The sequence below is a fragment of the Enterobacter sp. 940_PEND genome (genome assembly GCF_001059415.1).
In the GTDB taxonomy this organism is placed as follows: domain Bacteria; phylum Pseudomonadota; class Gammaproteobacteria; order Enterobacterales; family Enterobacteriaceae; genus Enterobacter; species Enterobacter cloacae_M.
Genome location: NZ_JUMS01000091.1, coordinates 1 through 19,777, shown reverse-complemented (window position 1 = coordinate 19,777; position 19,777 = coordinate 1). Strand labels below are relative to the sequence as shown.

19 protein-coding genes and 1 tRNA gene are annotated in these 19,777 nt (G+C 58.5%); 10 read left to right on the top strand and 10 right to left on the bottom strand.

Going from position 1 to position 19,777, the window contains the following annotated elements; genetic code table 11:
- The 5 genes from ADJ24_RS12425 to arcA form a co-directional block, all read right to left on the bottom strand.
- Positions 1-480 (bottom strand): arginine repressor, encoded by a 480-nt coding sequence (locus ADJ24_RS12425; protein ID WP_029739272.1) that lies wholly within the window; start codon positions 478-480, stop codon positions 1-3.
- 80 nt (positions 481-560) lie between these two features.
- Positions 561-1,964 (bottom strand): YfcC family protein, encoded by a 1,404-nt coding sequence (locus ADJ24_RS12420; RefSeq protein WP_023310200.1) that lies wholly within the window; start codon positions 1,962-1,964, stop codon positions 561-563.
- Positions 1,965-2,011: 47 nt separating this feature from the next.
- Positions 2,012-3,016 (bottom strand): ornithine carbamoyltransferase, encoded by a 1,005-nt coding sequence (gene argF, locus ADJ24_RS12415; RefSeq protein ID WP_023310201.1) that lies wholly within the window; start codon positions 3,014-3,016, stop codon positions 2,012-2,014.
- A 118-nt stretch (positions 3,017-3,134) separates the two neighbouring features.
- The gene (gene arcC / locus ADJ24_RS12410; RefSeq protein WP_048702581.1) at positions 3,135-4,046 is read right to left on the bottom strand and encodes a carbamate kinase; all 912 of its coding nucleotides are present in this window, start codon (positions 4,044-4,046) and stop codon (positions 3,135-3,137) included.
- Positions 4,047-4,056: 10 nt separating this feature from the next.
- A complete protein-coding gene (arcA, locus tag ADJ24_RS12405; RefSeq protein WP_023310203.1) occupies positions 4,057-5,277 on the bottom strand; it encodes an arginine deiminase in 1,221 nt (406 codons plus the stop codon).
- Between the two features lie 675 nt (positions 5,278-5,952).
- Here arcA and ADJ24_RS12400 point away from each other — a divergent pair.
- From ADJ24_RS12400 to ADJ24_RS12380, 5 genes are all read left to right on the top strand, one after another.
- On the top strand, positions 5,953-6,405 hold the full coding sequence (locus ADJ24_RS12400) for a YhcH/YjgK/YiaL family protein (RefSeq protein ID WP_023310204.1): 453 nt from the start codon (positions 5,953-5,955) through the stop codon (positions 6,403-6,405).
- A 211-nt stretch (positions 6,406-6,616) separates the two neighbouring features.
- Positions 6,617-7,525: a 2-keto-3-deoxygluconate aldolase gene (yagE, locus tag ADJ24_RS12395; protein WP_023310205.1), complete on the top strand. Its 909-nt coding sequence runs from the start codon at positions 6,617-6,619 to the stop codon at positions 7,523-7,525.
- Between the two features lie 14 nt (positions 7,526-7,539).
- Complete coding sequence (yagF, locus tag ADJ24_RS12390) at positions 7,540-9,507, top strand: xylonate dehydratase YagF (RefSeq protein ID WP_023310206.1); 1,968 nt, start codon at positions 7,540-7,542, stop codon at positions 9,505-9,507.
- A gap of 226 nt (positions 9,508-9,733) precedes the next feature.
- Positions 9,734-11,116: an MFS transporter gene (locus ADJ24_RS12385; protein WP_023310207.1), complete on the top strand. Its 1,383-nt coding sequence runs from the start codon at positions 9,734-9,736 to the stop codon at positions 11,114-11,116.
- Positions 11,117-11,127: 11 nt separating this feature from the next.
- The gene (locus tag ADJ24_RS12380) at positions 11,128-12,738 is read left to right on the top strand and encodes a glycoside hydrolase family 43 protein (RefSeq protein WP_023310208.1); all 1,611 of its coding nucleotides are present in this window, start codon (positions 11,128-11,130) and stop codon (positions 12,736-12,738) included.
- Between the two features lie 4 nt (positions 12,739-12,742).
- Here the strand turns inward: ADJ24_RS12380 and xynR are convergent, their stop codons facing one another.
- The 5 genes from xynR to argL all read right to left on the bottom strand — a co-directional run bounded on the left by xynR (position 12,743) and on the right by argL (position 15,862).
- Positions 12,743-13,501, bottom strand: coding sequence for a DNA-binding transcriptional repressor XynR (gene xynR / locus ADJ24_RS12375; protein WP_023310209.1), 759 nt, complete (start codon positions 13,499-13,501; stop codon positions 12,743-12,745).
- Positions 13,502-13,720: 219 nt separating this feature from the next.
- Complete coding sequence (locus ADJ24_RS12370) at positions 13,721-14,155, bottom strand: DUF3828 domain-containing protein (protein WP_023310210.1); 435 nt, start codon at positions 14,153-14,155, stop codon at positions 13,721-13,723.
- A gap of 1 nt (position 14,156) precedes the next feature.
- Positions 14,157-14,519: a hypothetical protein gene (locus ADJ24_RS12365; RefSeq protein WP_023310211.1), complete on the bottom strand. Its 363-nt coding sequence runs from the start codon at positions 14,517-14,519 to the stop codon at positions 14,157-14,159.
- Between the two features lie 273 nt (positions 14,520-14,792).
- Positions 14,793-15,797, bottom strand: a complete 1,005-nt coding sequence (gene argF / locus ADJ24_RS12360) for an ornithine carbamoyltransferase (protein WP_014830469.1) — start codon at positions 15,795-15,797, stop codon at positions 14,793-14,795.
- Positions 15,767-15,862, bottom strand: coding sequence for a putative translational regulatory protein ArgL (gene argL / locus ADJ24_RS25560; protein ID WP_213845421.1), 96 nt, complete (start codon positions 15,860-15,862; stop codon positions 15,767-15,769). Before argL ends, argF (ADJ24_RS12360) begins: the two co-directional genes overlap by 31 nt.
- 99 nt (positions 15,863-15,961) lie before the next feature.
- Between argL and rraB the strand changes: the two genes are divergently transcribed.
- The 5 genes from rraB to ADJ24_RS12335 all read left to right on the top strand — a co-directional run bounded on the left by rraB (position 15,962) and on the right by ADJ24_RS12335 (position 19,587).
- On the top strand, positions 15,962-16,387 hold the full coding sequence (gene rraB / locus ADJ24_RS12355) for a ribonuclease E inhibitor RraB (RefSeq protein ID WP_006810300.1): 426 nt from the start codon (positions 15,962-15,964) through the stop codon (positions 16,385-16,387).
- Between the two features lie 46 nt (positions 16,388-16,433).
- Positions 16,434-17,192 (top strand): tRNA isopentenyl-2-thiomethyl-A-37 hydroxylase MiaE, encoded by a 759-nt coding sequence (miaE, locus tag ADJ24_RS12350; protein WP_023310212.1) that lies wholly within the window; start codon positions 16,434-16,436, stop codon positions 17,190-17,192.
- Between the two features lie 30 nt (positions 17,193-17,222).
- Entirely contained in the window at positions 17,223-17,945 is a 723-nt protein-coding gene (locus tag ADJ24_RS12345) for a hypothetical protein (RefSeq protein WP_023310213.1), read from the top strand.
- A 106-nt stretch (positions 17,946-18,051) separates the two neighbouring features.
- Positions 18,052-18,136 (top strand) — tRNA-Leu (locus tag ADJ24_RS12340).
- Positions 18,137-18,333: 197 nt separating this feature from the next.
- Complete coding sequence (locus ADJ24_RS12335; protein WP_023310215.1) at positions 18,334-19,587, top strand: tyrosine-type recombinase/integrase; 1,254 nt, start codon at positions 18,334-18,336, stop codon at positions 19,585-19,587.
- The last annotated feature ends 190 nt before the right edge of the window (positions 19,588-19,777 follow it).

Here is a 19,777-nt window from a genome sequence, read left to right as displayed (position 1 = left end):
TTAATGCGTTCTGAGTAAATAATTAATTTGCTTATGCACCAGGGCGGTGCGCTTCACGACCCGGGGTGCGACCCAGACGATACTGCTGCCGGCCACCACGCCTAAAATTTCCGGTAGCTGGTGATAATCCAGAATACGCGCCACCGCGCGGCCATATCCGGCGACGGTATGAACAAGGATAAACTCGCTATTGTGCTCGACGCTGACCACCATTTCGGACACGGTACGCGCGGCATCGGGGGCAGGGCGCAGCTGGGGATTCAGCGAATAAATCTTTAGCCCTTTGGCATTTCGAATTTTTATGACACCGAGCAATTTAAGCAGACGTGAAACGGTGGACTGGCTGATGGTCTCAAAACCACGCTCCTGCAAATCCCGGCGGATCTCCTCCTGAGAAAGATAGCTCTTTTCTGCGATCAGGCGCTGGCAGACCGTCAGCTGTAGTTGCTCTTTGGGAGAGTACTCTTCGTAATCCATCATAGTTCCCATATCAGTTCCTGAAATAACCGGTGGCACCGCACCGATCCGTAGGCCGGATAAGCGCAGCGCCATCCGGCAAATCACAACAAGGCACCCAGACTTAACGCCACCATAATCACCACCGTTAAAATGCCCAGCAGCGGCGCCACCCATTTCAGATAACGCACGTAGGGCACGCGGGCGATAGCCAGCCCGCCCATCACGACGGCAGAAGTGGGCGTGACGAGGTTAACGATGCCGGAGGCCGACTGGTAAGCCGTCACCACCAGGTCGCGGTTGACGTTAGCGAAATCGGCAAGCGGCGCCATGATCGGCATCGTCAGAACGGCCAGGCCGGATGAAGAAGGCACAAGAAACGACAGCACGACCTCCAGCCAGTACATCACGTTGATAAACGCTACCGTGGACAACCCGCTGACCAGCCCTTGCGCGCTGTGCAAAATGGTGTGGGTAATCATGCCCTTATCCATGATGACTACGATACCGCGCGCGATGCCGATAATCAGCGCGACGCCCAGCAAATCTCGCGCGCCGTTGATAAACGTCGACGTCAGCTCCTCTTCGCTCATGCGGGCAATCAGGCCGACGATGATCGCGCTGGCGAGAAACACCGCCGAGATCTCCGCCATCCACCAGCCCAGCACCGCCACGCCGTAGATCATCACCGCGAAGGCGAGGGCGAAAATCACCAGGATGATTTTGCGCACCAGGGTGAATTCCAGCGACTGTTCGCCCTTGTCGCCGAGGAAATGGGCGCGGTTCTCTTCCTGCTTATCCGCAACGATCGACAGCGACGGATCCTGGCGCACCTTACGGGCGTAGCGCATCACCCACGCCACGCAGATGATCCAGCCGATGACCAGCAGCGCCACGCGCAGGGCGATACCGTTAGTGAAGGGGATCCCGGCGGCGTTGGCGGCGATCACCGTGGCAAACGGGTTTATGGTAGAGCCGAGCGTGCCGATCCCCGCCCCGAGCAGCACGGTAGAGGCGGCGACAACCGGATCGAACCGGGCGGCCAGCATCACCGGCACCAGCAGGGTGTAGAACGGCAGCGACTCTTCGGCCATGCCGTAAATCGTGCCGCCCGCGGCAAACAGCGCCATCAGGATCGGGATCATCCACTCCTCGCGTCCGCGCAGCCGGGTGGTGACGCGTTCGATCCCCGCATCAATCGCCCCGGTTTTGGTGACGATCCCGAGAAAACCGCCGATGATCAGGATAAACAGCGCGACGTCGATCGCCCCGGCCTGGCCGGAGACCGGATCGTACAGCCCGGCGATGGGCGCCATCAGGACGGAAACCAGCCCCTGCGGATGTGCCGCCACGTGCGCGTACGTTCCGGCAATCGGGACTTCTTTACCGAGGGTTTCGTTCATCGCCATCTGGTACTGACCGGCGGGGACGACCCAGCTCAGCGCCGCCACAACGGCAATCAGGAAAAAGAGAATGGTGTAAGCGGAGGGAAACTTAAACTTGCCCATGATGTTCTCCTTAAACCCGGCGCACCCCTTGGCGCGCCGGGCGGTGATTAGTCGCCGAGTGTCGCCACCATGACCGCTTTAATGGTGTGCATGCGGTTCTCTGCTTCGTCGAAGACGATGGAGTTCGGCGATTCGAAGACCTCTTCCGTCACCTCCAGCCCCTTCAGGCCGTACGCCATCTCGATCTCGCGGCCCACTTTGGTGTGTTCGTTATGGAACGCCGGCAGGCAGTGCATAAACTTGACGTTCGGGTTGCCTGTGGCCTTCATCACGTCCGCGTTGATTTGATACGGCTTCATCAGGCTGACGCGCTCGGCCCAGGCCTCCTTCGGCTCGCCCATGGAGACCCACACGTCGGTGTAGAGGAAATCGGTCCCCCGCACGCCTTCTTCCACGTCATCGGTGAGGGTGATGCGCGCGCCCGTCTCTTTGGCGATGGCGCGGCACTGCTCAACCAGCCCGGCTTCCGGCCAGAAGGATTTCGGCGCGACGAGGCGGATATCCATCCCCATCTTGGCCGCGCCGACCATCAGCGAGTTGCCCATGTTGTTGCGCGCGTCGCCGAGATAGGCAAAGCTCAGCTCCGGCAGGGTTTTGCCCGGCGCGTGCTCCAGCATGGTCATCAGGTCGGCGAGGATCTGCGTTGGGTGAAACTCGTCGGTCAGGCCGTTCCACACCGGCACGCCCGCGTACTCGCCCAGCTCCTCAACGATGGCCTGGCCGTAGCCGCGGTATTCGATACCGTCATACATGCGGCCCAGCACGCGGGCGGTGTCTTTCATCGACTCTTTATGGCCGATCTGCGATCCGCTTGGGCCGAGGTAGGTCACCTGCGCGCCCTGGTCGAACGCACCCACTTCGAAGGCGCAGCGGGTGCGGGTGGAGGTTTTTTCAAAGATCAGGGCGATGTTTTTCCCGACCAGGGTTTGCTTTTCACGTCCGGCTTTTTTGGCGGCCTTCAGCTCGATGGCGAGGTCGATCAGGTACTGGATCTCCGCCGGGGTGTAGTCCAGCAGTTTCAGGAAGTTACGGTTTTTCAGATTGATGGTCATGGGTAAATCCTTTTTAAAATTTGCTGTTTGATGCCCTCACCCCGGCCCTCTTCCACGGGGAGAGGGTGTAATCGTCCCCTCTCCCTTAGGGAGAGGGTTAGGGTGAGGGGAAAACGACTCAGTTACGAATCAACGTGCCTTTCTCGCCCGCGAGGATCTCCGCGCCATCGGCCAGCGCGCCGATCCCGGCAATGCCGTTGCAGGCCTCAACAAACTCGCGGCAGGCGGCCACTTTCGGCCCCATCGATCCGGCGTCGAACTGCATGCCTCTGAGCAGCTCCGGCGTCACCTGCGCCAGCGGGCGCTGGGTCGGCTTGCCCCAGTCGAGGTACACCGCGTCGGCATCGGTCAGGATCAGCAGGGCGTCGGCCTCGATCTGGCGCGCCAGCAGGGCGGCGGAGAGGTCTTTGTCGATCACCGCCTCAATGCCGCGATAGCCGTTGGCGTTCTCCACTACCGGCACGCCGCCGCCGCCGTTGCAGATCACCAGGTGATCGCGCTGGATCAGCGCCGTGATGGCGTCGCTCTCGACGATGCGTTTCGGCTGCGGTGACGGCACCACGCGGCGGAAGTAGCTGCCGTCGGCCTTAAACACCCAGCCTTTCTCCGCGGCCAGCGCTTTCGCCTGCGCTTCGCTGTACACCGGGCCGATGTATTTGGTCGGGTTGCTGAAGGCAGGGTCGGCAGCGTCCACTTCCACCTGCGTGAGCAGGACGCTCACCTCGCGCTGCGGCAGGCTGTTTTTCAGCGCCTGCTGGAGCATGTAGCCGATCATTCCCTGGCTTTCGGCTCCGAGAACGTCCAGCGGGTAGGGCGTGACTTTGTCGTAGGCGCTGTTCTGCAGCGCCAGCAGCCCGACCTGCGGTCCGTTGCCGTGCACCAGCACCACGCGCCACTGTTCCGTTAATCCGGCGATGGTGCGCGCGGCCTGCTCGATGTTCTGGCGCTGGATATCCGCTTCCAGCGGCTCGCCGCGCTTGAGCAGCGCGTTGCCGCCCAGGGCCACAACCAGAGTGGGTTTTCGTTCCATGATGGCTCCTTTAAATTCCGTCGCGCTCAAGCGGACAGCTCATGCAGCGCGCGCCGCCGCGGCCGCGTCCGAGCTCGTCGCCCGGGATAGGCAGCACGGTGATGCCCGCTTTGTCGTACTTCTCGTTGGTCCAGACGTTGCGCTCGTAGCCGATCACCACGCCCGGGCGGATAGTCAGCACGTTGTTGGCATCGTTCCACTGCTCGCGTTCGGCTTCAAAGGCGTCGCCGCCGGTGGTGATCAGGCGCACCTGGCTAATGCCGAGCGCTTTCTCGATGGCGTGCAGCAGGTCGGTTTCCTGAGTGCGCAGCAGGCCGCCGCGTCCGTCCGGGGTGAGCGTCCAGCACTGGGCGTCCTTGCGCACCACTTCCGGGTAGACGGAGAAGGTATCCACGTCTATGTGGGTCATGACGGTGTCGAGGTGCATGCAGGAGCGGTGTTTGGGCAGCTCAACGGCGATCACGCGCTCGGCCTGACGGTGTTTAAACAGGCTGTTGGCGAGGAACTCCACGCCCTGCGGCGTCGTGCGCTCGGACATGCCGATCAGTACCGCGCCGCGGCCAATGACTAATACATCGCCGCCTTCTAAGGTGGCGTGGTCGTAATTAATATTCTCGTCGCCGAAATACTTAATAAAATCGCCGTCGGCAAACGCCGGGTGCCAGCGATATATTGCCCGCAGGTTATTGGTTTCGCGCTGACGGGCCGGTTTGGCCATTGGGTTAATAGAGACGCCGTTATAAATCCAGCAGGAGGTATCGCGGGTAAATAAATGGTTCGGCAGCGGCTTCATAATAAAATCATTCGCCGTGTGGGTATCCACCACCATATTTTTAATGGCCGCCGGAATTTCGCCGTAGGTTAATCCGCCGCTCAGCCTGCGCGCCAGTTCCCGGTGCGGCATATCTGCCAGCCAGCCGCGCACGTCGCCGGCAAAGGTTGGGCCGAGGCGATAGTCGGAGATTTGGGTATCCAGCAGCCAGGCTTTCGCTTCTGCAATATCAAGAGATTGCGTCAGAAGGTCGGTCAACAGCAGGACTTCCACACCCTGCTCGCGCAGCGTGTTGGCGAAGATGTCATGCTCCTCACCCGCCCGCTCAACCGAGAGCACGTCATCGAAAAGCAGCTCCTGACAGTTTGATGGCGTTAAACGTTTCAGACTTAAATTTGGGCGGTGCAGCATAACGCTACGCAATTGACCAATTTCAGAACCGACGTAATGCTTTTCCATAATTATTCCTTTAACTGTTTTTCAGAATAAAAAGGGCATGCGCCATGTCATGTATTTAATTGCATGGCGGCTAAGCTCAATTGATTTCGTGATTCATACTAGGCGGTTAAATAATCCTTATTGTGATGTTGCTCACGCGAAAATGGATATTAAGCGGTTTGTTTTCATTTGCATGATTCGCATCAGATAATGATTAATTGATTATTCTGACGAGGTGAATAGCTAAGCACTATCCGTTGTCATTATTTTCAGTTGTTAGTGTTTTGTAGAATTTAATGCTTTGAAATATTTTGTTAAGTTATTGATTTTAATTGTTTTTATAGTTTTTGCGGAATGACTATGCATTATTGCTAATTAACTATTTTGGGCTTAAGGAAAATCAATAAATATTTATTGAATTTAATAGCAAATTATCAAAGTGATAAAATGTGAAGCGGTAGCGAGTTTTGTTGTTAAGGCCTGGCGATCAATGAGTTAGCGCAAGGGCGTGATAACGAAGAGCTGAAGATATGCATAATGACTGCATAAATGCCTGCGAGGGCTTAACAGCAAATTAACACCATTCCCGATAAACATGCGTTCGCGCAAAACCCCTCTAAAAAGCGCTGGTATGGCAGCCTTAACTCTCGTATAAAAGATAAAAATGAAACATTGTTTTACATAGAGGGATTTCACATGATTATCGGCAACATCCACCATCTGCACTCCTGGCTGCCTGACGATCTGCGTCAGGCCATCGAGCACGTTAAAGCCCACGTTACCGACGCCACGCCGCTCGGCAAGCACGACATCAACGGCAGCAGCCTCTTTTATCTGGTCTCGGAAGACATGACCCAGCCGTTCGCCGAGCGCCGCGCCGAGTACCACGCGCGCTATCTGGACATCCAGATAATCATGAAGGGCCAGGAGGGGATGACCTTCAGCACCCTGCCGCACGGTACGCCCGACACCGACTGGCTGGCGGACAAAGACATCGCGTTCCTGCCGGAAGGCGAGCAGGAGAAAACCGTGGTGCTTAGCGAAGGGGATTTTGTGGTGTTCTGGCCGGGTGAGGTGCACAAGCCGCTGTGCGCGGTGGGTGCGCCTGCGAAGGTCAGGAAAGTGGTTGTTAAAATGCTGGTGGAGTAACCCTGACCCCTCACCCTAACCCTCTCCCCGTGGGAGAGGGCCGGGGTGAGGGCACCAGACCGCACCCACGCAATATGTGATCCAGCTTAAATTTCCCACACTCCCTCTTCCCTTCCCATTTACCTGCGCTTTTTCTGCGTCATAGTATGATCGTTAAAATAATGAACGCTGTTCTATAATGTAGAACAAAATGATTCAGCAAGGAGATCTCATGCCGAAGTCCGCGTTGTTCACGGGAATCATTCCCCCTGTCTCCACCATCTTTACCGCCGACGGCCAGCTCGATAAGACGGGCACTGCCGCGCTGATCGACGATCTCATCAAAGCAGGCGTTGACGGCCTGTTCTTCCTGGGCAGCGGCGGCGAGTTCTCCCAGCTCGGCGCCGAAGAGCGTAAAGCAATTGCCCGCTTTGCTATCGATCACGTCGATCGTCGCGTGCCGGTCCTGATCGGCACCGGCGGCACCAACGCCCGGGAAACCATTGAACTGAGCCAGCACGCGCAGCAGGCGGGCGCGGACGGCATCGTGGTGATCAACCCCTACTACTGGAAAGTGTCGGAAGCGAACCTGATCCGCTATTTCGAGCAGGTGGCCGACAGCGTCACGCTGCCGGTGATGCTCTATAACTTCCCGGCGCTGACTGGGCAGGATCTGACCCCGGCGCTGGTTAAAACCCTTGCCGACTCGCGCAACAATATTATCGGCATCAAAGACACCATCGACTCCGTCGCCCACCTGCGCAGCATGATCCATACCGTCAAAGGCTCCCATCCGCACTTCACGGTGCTCTGCGGCTACGACGATCATCTGTTTAATACCCTGCTGCTCGGCGGCGACGGGGCGATTTCGGCGAGCGGCAACTTTGCCCCGCAGGTGTCGGTGAATCTTCTGAAAGCCTGGCGCGACGGGGACGTGGCGAAAGCGGCTGAGTATCATCAGACCCTGCTGCAAATCCCGCAGATGTATCAGCTGGATACGCCGTTTGTGAACGTGATTAAAGAGGCGATCGTGCTCTGCGGTCGCCCTGTCTCTACGCACGTGCTGCCGCCCGCCTCGCCGCTGGACGCGCCGCGCAAGGCGCAGCTGAAAACCCTGCTGCAACAGCTCAAGCTCTGCTGAGCCGGATGATAACGATGACCATTGAGAAAATTTTCACCCCACAGGACGACGCGTTTTATGCGGTGATCACCCACGCGGCGGGGCCGCAGGGCGCGCTGCCGCTGACCCCGCAGATGCTGATGGAATCTCCCAGCGGCAACCTGTTCGGCATGACGCAGAACGCCGGAATGGGCTGGGACGCCAACAGGCTGACCGGGAAAGAGGTGCTGATCATCGGCACCCAGGGCGGCATCCGCGCCGGGGACGGACGCCCGGTCGCGCTGGGCTACCACACCGGGCACTGGGAGATCGGCATGCAGATGCAGGCGGCGGCGAAGGAGATCACCCGCAATGGCGGGATCCCGTTTGCGGCCTTCGTCAGCGATCCGTGCGACGGACGCTCGCAGGGGACGCACGGCATGTTCGACTCCCTGCCGTACCGCAACGACGCGGCGATCGTGTTTCGCCGCCTGATCCGCTCCCTGCCGACGCGCCGGGCGGTGATCGGCGTAGCAACCTGCGATAAAGGGCTGCCCGCCACCATGATTGCGCTGGCCTCGATGCACAATCTGCCGACCATTCTGGTGCCGGGCGGGGCGACGCTGCCGCCGACCGTCGGGGAAGATGCGGGCAAGGTGCAGACCATCGGCGCGCGCTTTGCCAACCACGAACTCTCCCTGCAGGAGGCCGCCGAGCTGGGCTGTCGCGCCTGCGCCTCGCCGGGCGGCGGGTGTCAGTTCCTCGGCACGGCGGGCACCTCGCAGGTGGTCGCGGAGGCGCTGGGCCTGGCGCTGCCGCATTCCGCGCTGGCGCCGTCCGGGCAGGCGGTGTGGCTGGAGATCGCCCGCCAGTCGGCGCGCGCGGTCAGCGAGCTGGATAACCGCGGCATCACCACGCGCGATATCCTCACCGACAAAGCCATCGAAAACGCGATGGTGATCCACGCGGCGTTCGGCGGCTCCACCAACTTACTGCTGCACATTCCGGCCATCGCCCACGCGGCGGGCTGCACTATTCCGGACGTTGAGCACTGGACGCGCGTCAACCGTAAAGTGCCGCGCCTGGTGAGCGTGCTGCCCAACGGCCCGGACTATCACCCGACCGTGCGCGCCTTCCTCGCGGGCGGCGTGCCGGAGGTAATGCTCCACCTGCGCGATCTCGGTCTGCTGCACCTGGACGCCATGACCGTGACTGGCCAGACGGTGGGCGAGAACCTCGACTGGTGGCAGGCGTCCGAGCGTCGGGCACGCTTCCGCCAGTGCCTGCGCGAGCAGGACGGCGTAGATCCGGATGACGTGATCCTGCCGCCGAAGAAGGCAAAAGCGAAAGGGCTGACCTCGACGGTTTGCTTCCCGACGGGCAACATCGCGCCGGAAGGTTCGGTGATCAAGGCCACGGCGATCGACCCGTCGGTCGTCGGTGAAGATGGCGTTTACCGCCACACCGGCCGGGCGAGGGTGTTTGTCTCGGAAGCGCAGGCAATCAAGGCCATCAAGCGGGAAGAAATTGCGCAGGGCGATATCATGGTGGTCATCGGCGGCGGACCGTCCGGCACCGGCATGGAAGAGACCTACCAGCTCACCTCCGCGCTGAAGCATATCTCGTGGGGCAAGACAGTGTCGTTAATCACCGATGCGCGCTTCTCGGGCGTGTCGACGGGCGCCTGCTTCGGCCACGTGTCGCCGGAGGCGCTGGCGGGCGGGCCGATTGGCAAGCTGCGCGATAACGACATCATCGAGATAGCGGTTGACCGCCTGACCCTCACGGGCAGCGTGAACTTTATCGGCACGGCGGACAACCCGCTGACGCCGGAAGAGGGCGCGCGCGAGCTGGCAGTCAGGCAGACGCACCCGGATCTGCACGCCCATGACTTTTTGCCGGACGATACCCGGCTGTGGGCGGCGCTGCAGTCGGTGAGCGGCGGCACCTGGAAAGGCTGTATTTATGACACCGATAAAATCATTGAGGTAATTAACGCCGGTAAAAAAGCGCTCGGCATTTAATTATTTTCTGAGATAAATCCGTCTGCGGGAAATATTCCGCGGGCGGTTTTCCTGTTCCTGTTATTTATTAATTTAAACAATAAGTTGTGATATATCGTTGGCGTCACAAAAGCAAAATAACGTAATTCAGAAATAAGATATGACCATTGCTGGTTAATTGAACAGCTCATTACACTCCATTAACACGATGTTGTAATTCAGCACACTACATAAGGGTGTAATTCTGATGACGCAATTAACCATGAAAGACAAAATTGGCTACGGGCTGGGTGACACCGCCTGCGGCTTCGTCTGGCAGGCCACGATGTTCCTGCTGGCCTACTTCTACACCGACGTCTTCGGCCTGTCGGCGGGCATTATGGGCACGCTGTTTCTGGTCTCCCGCGTGCTCGACGCCGTCACCGACCCGCTGATGGGGCTGCTGGTAGACCGCACCCGCACGCGGCACGGCCAGTTCCGCCCGTTCCTGCTGTGGGGCGCCATTCCGTTCGGCATCGTCTGCGTGCTGACCTTCTACACGCCGGATTTCTCCGTGCAGGGCAAAATCATCTATGCCTGCGTGACCTACATTCTCCTGACCCTGGTCTACACCTTCGTTAACGTGCCCTACTGCGCCATGCCCGGCGTCATCACCGCCGACCCGAAAGAGCGCCACGCCCTGCAGTCCTGGCGCTTCTTCCTGGCTGCGGCGGGCTCGCTCGCCATCAGCGGCATCGCGCTGCCGCTGGTCAGCATCATCGGCAAAGGGAACGAACAGGTGGGCTATTTTGGCGCCATGTGCGTGCTCGGGCTGAGCGGCGTGGTGCTGCTTTACGTCTGCTTCTTTACCACCAAAGAGCGCTACACCTTTGAGGTGCAGCCGGGCTCGTCGGTGGCGAAAGATCTCAGGCTGCTGCTCGTCAACGGCCAGTGGCGCATCATGTGCGCGTTCAAGATGATGGCGACCTGCTCCAACGTGGTGCGCGGCGGGGCGACGCTCTACTTCGTGAAATACGTGATGGATCACCCGGAGATGGCGACCCAGTTCTTACTCTACGGCAGCCTCGCCACCATGTTCGGCTCGCTCTGCTCTTCCCGCCTGCTGGGCCGCTTCGACCGCGTCACCGCCTTCAAGTGGATCATCGTCGCCTACTCGCTGATTAGTCTGCTGATTTTCGTTACCCCGGCCGAGCATATCGCGCTGATTTTTGCCCTCAACATTCTGTTCCTGTTCGTCTTCAACACCACCACGCCGCTGCAGTGGCTGATGGCCTCTGACGTAGTGGACTACGAGGAGAGCCGCAGCGGTCGCCGCCTCGATGGGCTGGTGTTCTCCACCTACCTGTTCAGCCTGAAGATTGGCCTGGCGATTGGCGGGGCGGTGGTGGGCTGGATCCTGGCGTATGTGAACTACTCCGCCAGCAGCAGCGTGCAGCCGGTCGAGGTGCTCACCACCATCAAAATTCTTTTCTGCGTGGTGCCGGTGGTGCTCTACGCGGGCATGTTCATCATGCTGTCGTTCTACAAGCTCACCGACGCCCGCGTGGAGGCCATCAGCCAGCAGCTGATCAAACACCGCGCGGCGCAGGGCGAGGCCGTTCCCGACGCAGCGACAGCCGCATCCCATTAACCGGAGGCAATATGGAAATCACCAACCCGATACTCACCGGCTTTAACCCGGACCCGTCCCTGTGCCGCCAGGGCGAGGACTACTACATCGCCACCTCGACCTTCGAGTGGTTCCCCGGCGTGCGCATCTACCACTCCCGCGACCTGAAAAACTGGTCGCTGGTCAGCACCCCGCTGGACCGCGTGTCGATGCTGGACATGAAGGGCAACCCGGACTCCGGCGGCATCTGGGCGCCGTGCCTGAGCTACGCCGACGGCAGGTTCTGGCTGCTTTACACCGACGTGAAGATTGTCGACTCGCCGTGGAAAAACGGCCGCAACTTCCTCGTTACCGCGCCCTCCATCGAGGGGCCGTGGAGCGAGCCGATCCCGATGGGCAACGGCGGGTTCGACCCGTCCCTGTTCCACGACGACGATGGCCGCAAATACTATATCTACCGCCCGTGGGGGCCGCGCCACCACAGCAACCCGCACAACACCATCGTGATGCAGGCGTTTGACCCGCAGACCGGCACCCTCTCGCCCGAGCGCAAAACGCTGTTTACCGGCACGCCGCTCTGCTACACCGAAGGCGCGCACCTGTATCGCCACGCGGGATGGTATTACCTGATGGTCGCCGAGGGCGGCACCAGCTACGAGCACGCCGTCGTGGTGCTGCGTTCCAAAAATATCGACGGGCCGTACGAGCTGCACCCGGACGTAACGATGATGACCAGCTGGCACCTGCCGGAGAACCCGCTGCAGAAGAGCGGCCACGGCTCGCTGCTGCAGATCCACACCGGAGAGTGGTACATGGCCTACCTCACCAGCCGCCCGCTGCGCCTGCCCGGCGTGCCGCTGCTGGCCGCTGGCGGGCGCGGCTACTGCCCGCTGGGGCGCGAGACCGGAATCGCCCGCATTGATTGGCGCGACGGCTGGCCGTACGTGGAAGGCGGCAAGCATGCGCAGCTGACCGTGCCCGGCCCGCAGATGGCCGAGCAGCCCGCTACCGTTCAGACGACCTGGCGGGACGATTTCGACGCCAGTTCGCTCGACCCGGAACTGCAGACCCTGCGCATTCCGTTCGACGACACCCTCGGCTCGCTCACCGCGCGCCCGGGCTATTTACGGCTCTACGGCAACGACTCGCTCAACTCGACCTTTACCCAGTCGACCGTGGCGCGCCGCTGGCAGCACTTCACCTTCCGGGCCGAGACGCGGATGCAGTTTTCGCCGGTCCACTTCCAGCAGAGCGCGGGGCTGACCTGCTACTACAACAGCAAAAACTGGAGCTACTGCTTTGTGGACTACGAGGAGGGGCAGGGCAGAACGATTAAGGTTATCCAGCTCGACCACAACGTACCGTCGTGGCCGCTGCACGAGCGGCCGATTCCGGTGCCGGAGAGCGCGGAGAGCGTCTGGCTGCGGGTAGATGTGGATACGCTGGTCTACCGCTACAGCTACTCGTTCGACGGCGATACGTGGCACACCGTGCCGGTAACGTATGAGGCGTGGAAGCTGTCGGACGACTACATCGGCGGGCGCGGCTTCTTCACCGGCGCGTTTGTGGGGCTGCACTGCGAGGACATCAGCGGCGACGGCTGCCACGCGGACTTCGACTACTTCACCTACGAGCCGGTTTAACGGCTCAGGCCGGGTAGCCCAGCGCGCGTGAGAGCTCGAGCCCGGCCTGCTGAAGCTGTTCGCGGAAATTAGCCAGCTCTGCGTCGTCCACGCGGGAGGTCAGCGTCGACAGGCTCAGGGCGGCAATCACGCGGGACTCATGGTTCCACACCGGCACCGCCACGCAGCGCACGCCCTGCTCGTTCTCTTCGCGGTCCAGGGCAAAACCCTGCTCGCGGGTCTGCGCCAGGGCGCTAATTAAGGCTTCGCGAGACGCGAGGGTGGCGGGCGTAAAGGTGGTGTACTGATAGCCCTCCAGCAGGTCGTTCAGCTCGGTCTCGCCCAGCCAGGCAATCAGCACCTTGCCGATGGCGGTGGCGTGAACCGGCAGGCGGCGGCCGATGCGCGAATAGGCGATGGCGGCCAGCTTGCCTTCAATCTTCTCGATATAGACCCCTTCACGCCCGTCCAGGATCCCCAGATGGGTGGTCTGCCCGGTCCGCTGGGACAGCTCCGTCAGCCAGCCTTTCGCCTTTTGACGAATATCGATGGAGCCCACGACGAAATGACCGCGCTCGACCAGCTTCATGCCGAGGCGATACTTACCGTTCTCCGGGTTCTGATCGATATAGCCGTGAAGCTGCAGGGTTTTCAGCAGCGAGTGGAGGGTACTCTTGCTCAGCCCCATCAGTTTGCTGATGTCGGTGATCTTAAGCTCGGTGGCCTGCTCGTTGAACAGGTCGAGGATCTGCAACGCACGTTCAACAGACTGAATAATCGGCATAATGCTGGCATGTCCACGCTGGAATTAAGGCGAAAACGTACCTTTTTCGGGGTGAAAAATCAATGAAATGGCGCCGATGTTCTCCCTCTGCCCGTGGGAGAGGGGCTGCCTGATTTGCCCGGCGGCGCTACGCTTGCACGGGCCTACGGGTTGTGTAGGCCGGGTAAGCGCAGTGCCACCCGGCAACAAAGGCGGCTACATTATTGTTAGCGGGGGGCATCAATTATTATCCCGGGCGGCAACAGACTGGATTTTCCAGACCCCATCTTCTTTAACCATGCAATCAATGACTGTGTGCTGGGTCTTTTTGCCAAACGTGATATTCACGTTTACACAGACCGGGTCTGAAACATACGAATCAATAGCCACATTCTCAGCCCAGTCCTCGCCGATATACTGCGATTTCATAAAAAAATCAGCCTCGTAAAATTCAGCGTCGGCATAACGGGGATCGTCTGCATGACGTAATTTTTTCATGGTGCTGGCCGTAACGAACTTATCGATTTCATTTCCCTCTTGGATGGGATAACGATCGTTGTTCACCTGTTTGACGTACCAGCGATTGAATTCAAGGGCGCGCTGCATCGGTATCTGAAAATCTTCGGCCCCCAATGCGGCTGTGCTGAATAACACAATTAAGATGAGCTTATTCATATTAATAATGCCTGTATAAGGTTACGGCTGGCTGGAGCTGGCGATAGGTTGGCCCCGGGTACAGTGTTCTCTGTTTAAAATCTGAATACCAGGTTCCAGCGCCATCATAAATACAGACATGCCCGTACTGATTCGGGCCGGGCAAGGCATCAATCACCGCGATATCCCCCTCTATGGGGGTGCCATAGACTTTTGTGAACCCTGCATTTTCAAGAGAACGCCAGAAATCCTTAGCGTTTGCCCCTTCGATTTTAAGCCCTCCGGCTCGAATGGCGGCGGCGATTGCTCGAGCGCAATAGTGTCCAGTATGGGTTAGTGCGTGGCTACGGGCGTATGACACAGCTTCATGTTTATTCCATGACATAAACAATCCTTATTAATGAAATGCAGCAATAAGGAAATATTACGCCGATAATATAAGGTGTTTTGTAATTGATAATGACCTGATATTAACCATTATCTACTCAGTAAATAATGGTTAATAAAAAGATAAATACCTATTATGGTTAATGCGTATCTGAGAAAGCGTCAGTAAAATGAATTTTTCTGCCTGACGATAACGCTGTTGTCATTTTTAGTGTTTTCTCCCTCTCCCTGTGGGAGAGGGCCGGGGTGAGGGCACCAGACCGCAGAGGACTCAACCCCCAAGCGTCGCCACCATCACCGCCTTAATCGTATGCATCCGGTTTTCCGCCTGGTCAAACACGATGCTCGCCGCCGACTCAAACACCTCGTCCGTCACCTCCATCCCGCCGTGCAGGTCGAACTCTTTCGCCATCTGCTTGCCGAGCGTGGTCTGGTCGTCATGGAACGCGGGCAGACAGTGCAGGAACTTCACGTTCGGGTTGCCGGTGAGCGCCATCATCTGCGCGTTCACCTGATACCCGCGCAGCAGCGCAATCCGCTCCGCCCACTTCTCTTTGGCTTCACCCATCGACACCCACACGTCGGTATAGATAAAGTCCGCGCCCTTCACGCCCGCCGCCACGTCTTCCGTCAGGGTAATTTTCCCGCCGTGCTTCTCCGCCAGCGCGCTGCACTCCGCCACCAGGCTCTCTTCCGGCCAGCAGGCCTTCGGGGCCACCAGGCGCAGATCCAGCCCGGTCAGCGCTGCCGCTTCCAGCATTGAGTTGCCCATGTTGTTGCGCGCGTCGCCCGCGTAGACCAGCGTCATCTCGTTAAACGCCTTGCCCGGCAGGTGCTCCTGCATGGTCAGCAGATCCGCCAGCAGCTGCGTCGGGTGGAACTCGTTGGTCAGCCCGTTCCACACCGGCACGCCCGCGTACTGCGCCAGCGTTTCGACCACTTCCTGGCCGTGGCCGCGATACTGAATGCCATCGTACATTCGTCCGAGCACGCGCGCGGTGTCCTTAATTGACTCTTTATGCCCAATCTGGCTGCCGCTCGGCCCTAAATAGGTGACGCGCGCGCCCTGGTCAAATGCGGCAACTTCGAAAGAGCAACGTGTACGGGTCGAGTCTTTTTCGAAGATGAGCGCGATATTTTTACCGGTAAGCTTCTGTACTTCCTTGCCATTTTTTTTATCGGCTTTGAGCTGTGCGGCAAGGGTCAGCAGAGAAGTGAACTGTGCAGGGGTAAAGTCGAGCAGTTTCAGAAAGTGTTTCTTGTATAAATCGGACATTTTATCCTCACATGGCGAACGCCACTTATTGAATTAAAATTCACTTTATATGTGTAATTATTCATTTGCAACCCCGTTTCACAAATCTTTCCAACAAAGGTGGAGGCAAACCCGTCCGTGTGTGAAAATAGAAGTATCTGCCGCACTTTAAAGAGGATTGAGCCATGGCAAACCCGGAACACCTGGAAGAGCAACGCGAAGAGACGCGTCTGATTATTGAAGAACTGCTGGAAGACGGTAGCGATCCGGACGCGCTCTACACCATCGAGCACCATTTCTCTGCGGATGATTTCGACGCGCTGGAAAAAATGGCCGTAGAAGCCTTCAAGCTGGGTTACGAAGTGACCGAGCCGGAAGAGCTGGAAGTGGAAGAGGGCGACACCGTTATCTGCTGTGACATCCTGAGCGAAGGCGCGCTGAAGGCGGAGCTTATCGACGCGCAGGTAGAACAGCTGATGAACCTGGCCGAGAAGTTTGACGTGGAATACGACGGCTGGGGAACCTACTTCGAAGATCCGAACGGTGAAGACGGCGAGGAAGGCGACGACGAAGATTACGTCGACGAAGACGACGACGGCGTGCGTCACTAAGCGTTTCAGGCGGTGGCGCGCGCCACCGCTTTTTCAAGGCAGAACCATGGATTACCCGCAGATACTCGCCCCCGTACTCAACTTCCTCCAGTGCCCGACCCCGCAAGCATGGATTGATAAAGCCCGCGACCCGGCGAACCTGCCGCTGCTGCTCACCGACCACATGGTGTGCGAGCTCAAGGCCGCCCAGACCGCGCTGCTGCTGGTGCGTAAATACGTCGCCGACGAAAGCGGTGCCGACGCGCTGCTCGACTGGCTCAAGCCCTACGAACAGTTCACCTTCCGCGACGGCCCGGAGCCGGACTTCATCGCCCTGCACAGGCAGATTGGCAAAAGTGTGATGCCCAAAACCGACGACCCGTGGGGCCAGGCGCTCATCGACAGCATGGTGCTGCTGATCAAAGAGGAGCTTCACCACTTCTGGCAGGTGCGCGAGGCGATGCTGGCCCGCGACATTCCGTACGTCAAAATCACCGCCAGCCGCTACGCCAAAGGGATGCTGAAGGAAGTACGCACCCACGAGCCGCTGACGCTGATCGACAAGCTCATCTGCGGCGCCTACATCGAAGCCCGCTCCTGCGAACGCTTCGCCGCGCTGGCCCCGTTCCTCGACGACGACCTGCAGAAGTTCTATCTCTCGCTGCTGCGCTCGGAAGCGCGCCACTATCAGGACTACCTGACGCTCGCCCGGCAGGTGAGCGACGACGATATCTCACCCCGCATACAGCATTTTGGCGAAATTGAAGCCACACTTATCTCGACACCGGACCACGAGTTTCGCTTCCACAGCGGCGTGCCGGTGTAAACCGGCATAATTCAAGGATAAGGATGCGAGATGAATAAAACGTGGACCCGTACCGTGATGGTTGTTGTGGTGGCCGCCGCCGTGGCGTTCTGGGTGTTCTTCGACAGGCAGCGCTCTCCGGAACGGCAGATGGATTCCGCCCTTAACGCGATGCCCGCCTGGCAGGTAATTAAGGAGCAGGAGCCCGCGCTGCATCAGCGCATCCTCGACCAGATGGCCGCCCTGCAAAAAGCGGGCGAGCCGGAGCAGCAGATTATCGACACCATTCAGCCGCAGATCCTGCATCTGCAGATGACGCGCCTGCAAAACGCCCCGGACGCCAACGTGGTGAACTACATGACCATCAACATGGAGCAGACCGCCGCCATCCAGAAGGTGAGCGACGACGCCTGCTTCCGCTTCCTCTACCCGACTGTGAAGGGCGGCGTGAACCCGATGCGCATGCTGGATAAAGACCTGATGGCGCGGCGCATGCAGGCCGACGCCGACATGATGCGCGCGGCCTACGGCAAAAACCGCCACACCGTGACCCCGGCCGAACGCGAGGCGGCAGTTGAGGATGTGCGACCGATTATGAAGGCACTTGCCGATAAGTACGGCGAGGACATCCAGCTGCTGCAGATGCCGGAGAAGGCGGTGGGCAAAGAGAAGCTCTCCTGCGATATGGTGCAGGAGATGTGGGCGAAGGTGCTGGCGCTGCCGGAGCAGAAGGCAGCGAGGGTGATTCGGCTGGCGGTGTCTGAGCTGGAGTGACAAAGGGCGCTGGTTTTTTGGGCACTTAGCGCGGGTTTCGCGCGTCGTCGCTTGCATGGCGGCGCGCGACAGGTATAATCCACAACGTTTCCGCATCCCCTTCAGTGCCGAAGTGGCGAAATCGGTAGACGCAGTTGATTCAAAATCAACCGTAGAAATACGTGCCGGTTCGAGTCCGGCCTTCGGCACCATCGGAACATCAATAGACGTCAACGGACGTCTTTTTTTGTGCCTGAAATCCAGTATCCGCAAGGCTTTTCTCGCTTTTCACTTAACCTAAGTCAACCTGATTCAATCTACATCAACTTACTGAAGTGGGTACAACTGCGGGTATATCCCGGTTCGATAATGTTTGTACCCACACAGAACCCTTGAAAGGATACTCATCATGGCTCTGAGTGATGTGAAGGTTCGTTCGGCTAAGCCTGAAGCAAAAGCCTATAAGCTTACTGATGGTGACGGTATGGTATTGCTGGTTCACCCTAACGGCTCAAAATACTGGCGGCTACGTTATCGCTTCGGTGGTAAAGAGAAGATGCTGGCGCTTGGGAAATACCCTGAGGTTTCGCTGGCGGATGCCAGAGCACGCAGGGATGAAGCCCGTAAGCTGTTAGCTAATGGTGTCGATCCCAGTGAGAATAAGAAAGCCGTTAAAGTAGAGCAGGAACAAGAGGCGATAACGTTTGAGGTGGTTGCCAGAGACTGGCACGCCAGTAATCAGAAATGGTCGGCATTGCATAGCGCTCGTGTGTTGAAAAGTCTTGAAGATAATCTCTTTGCTACCATCGGTAAGCGGAACATTGCGGAGCTCAAGACTCGGGATCTTCTTGTACCCATTAAAGCTGTCGAGTCATCCGGGCGACTTGAAGTCGCCGCCCGTTTACAGCAGCGCACTACCGCGATTATGCGATTTGCTGTGCAGAGCGGCCTAATCGATAATAACCCCGCGCAAGAAATTGCCGGTGCGGTTGCTACGGCGAAAAGACAGCAGCGTGCTGCATTGGAACTTAACCGCATTCCTGAATTACTTCACCGCATCGATCACTACTCTGGCAGACCGTTAACCCGACTGGCTGTCGAACTCACGTTACTAGTTTTCATCCGTTCAAGCGAACTGCGTTTTGCTCGCTGGTCTGAAGTAGATTTTGAAACGGCTATGTGGACGATTCCTGGTGAGCGTGAACCGCTAGAAGGTGTTAAGCATTCTCAGCGTGGTTCAAAGATGCGAACACCTCATCTTGTTCCTTTGTCGCGGCAGGCTCTAGCCATTTTGGAAAAGATCAAAAGCATGAATGAGAATCGAGAGCTGATTTTTGTGGGCGATCACGATCCGCGTAAGCCGATGAGTGAGAATACGGTTAACAAGGCTCTGCGAGTGATGGGCTATGACACGAAAACGGAAGTGTGTGGACATGGTTTCAGAACGATGGCGTGTAGTTCGTTGATTGAGTCGGGGCTGTGGTCTAGAGATGCGGTAGAGCGGCAGATGAGTCATCAGGAACGCAACTCTGTTCGGGCGGCTTATATTCATATGGCGGAGCATATAGGGGAGCGTAGGCTAATGTTGCAGTGGTGGGCTGATTATCTGGATGCGAATCGGGAGAAGGGGGTAAACCCATTCGATTTTGCGAAACGTTGTTGAATTATTTGGATATTCATTTTCATGGGACAATGAGAGCTTTTTGGACAGGCCCACGCTCGTAGACAAATTCTGTCCTCACGACGAGGCCTATTCAAAGGCCTCCGGACTGACGCCGCCGAGATGACTGTGGCGCCGGGACCGGGTTATGCAGCCACGCATAGAACCCGGCCCGGGCGACATTCAGTACCCG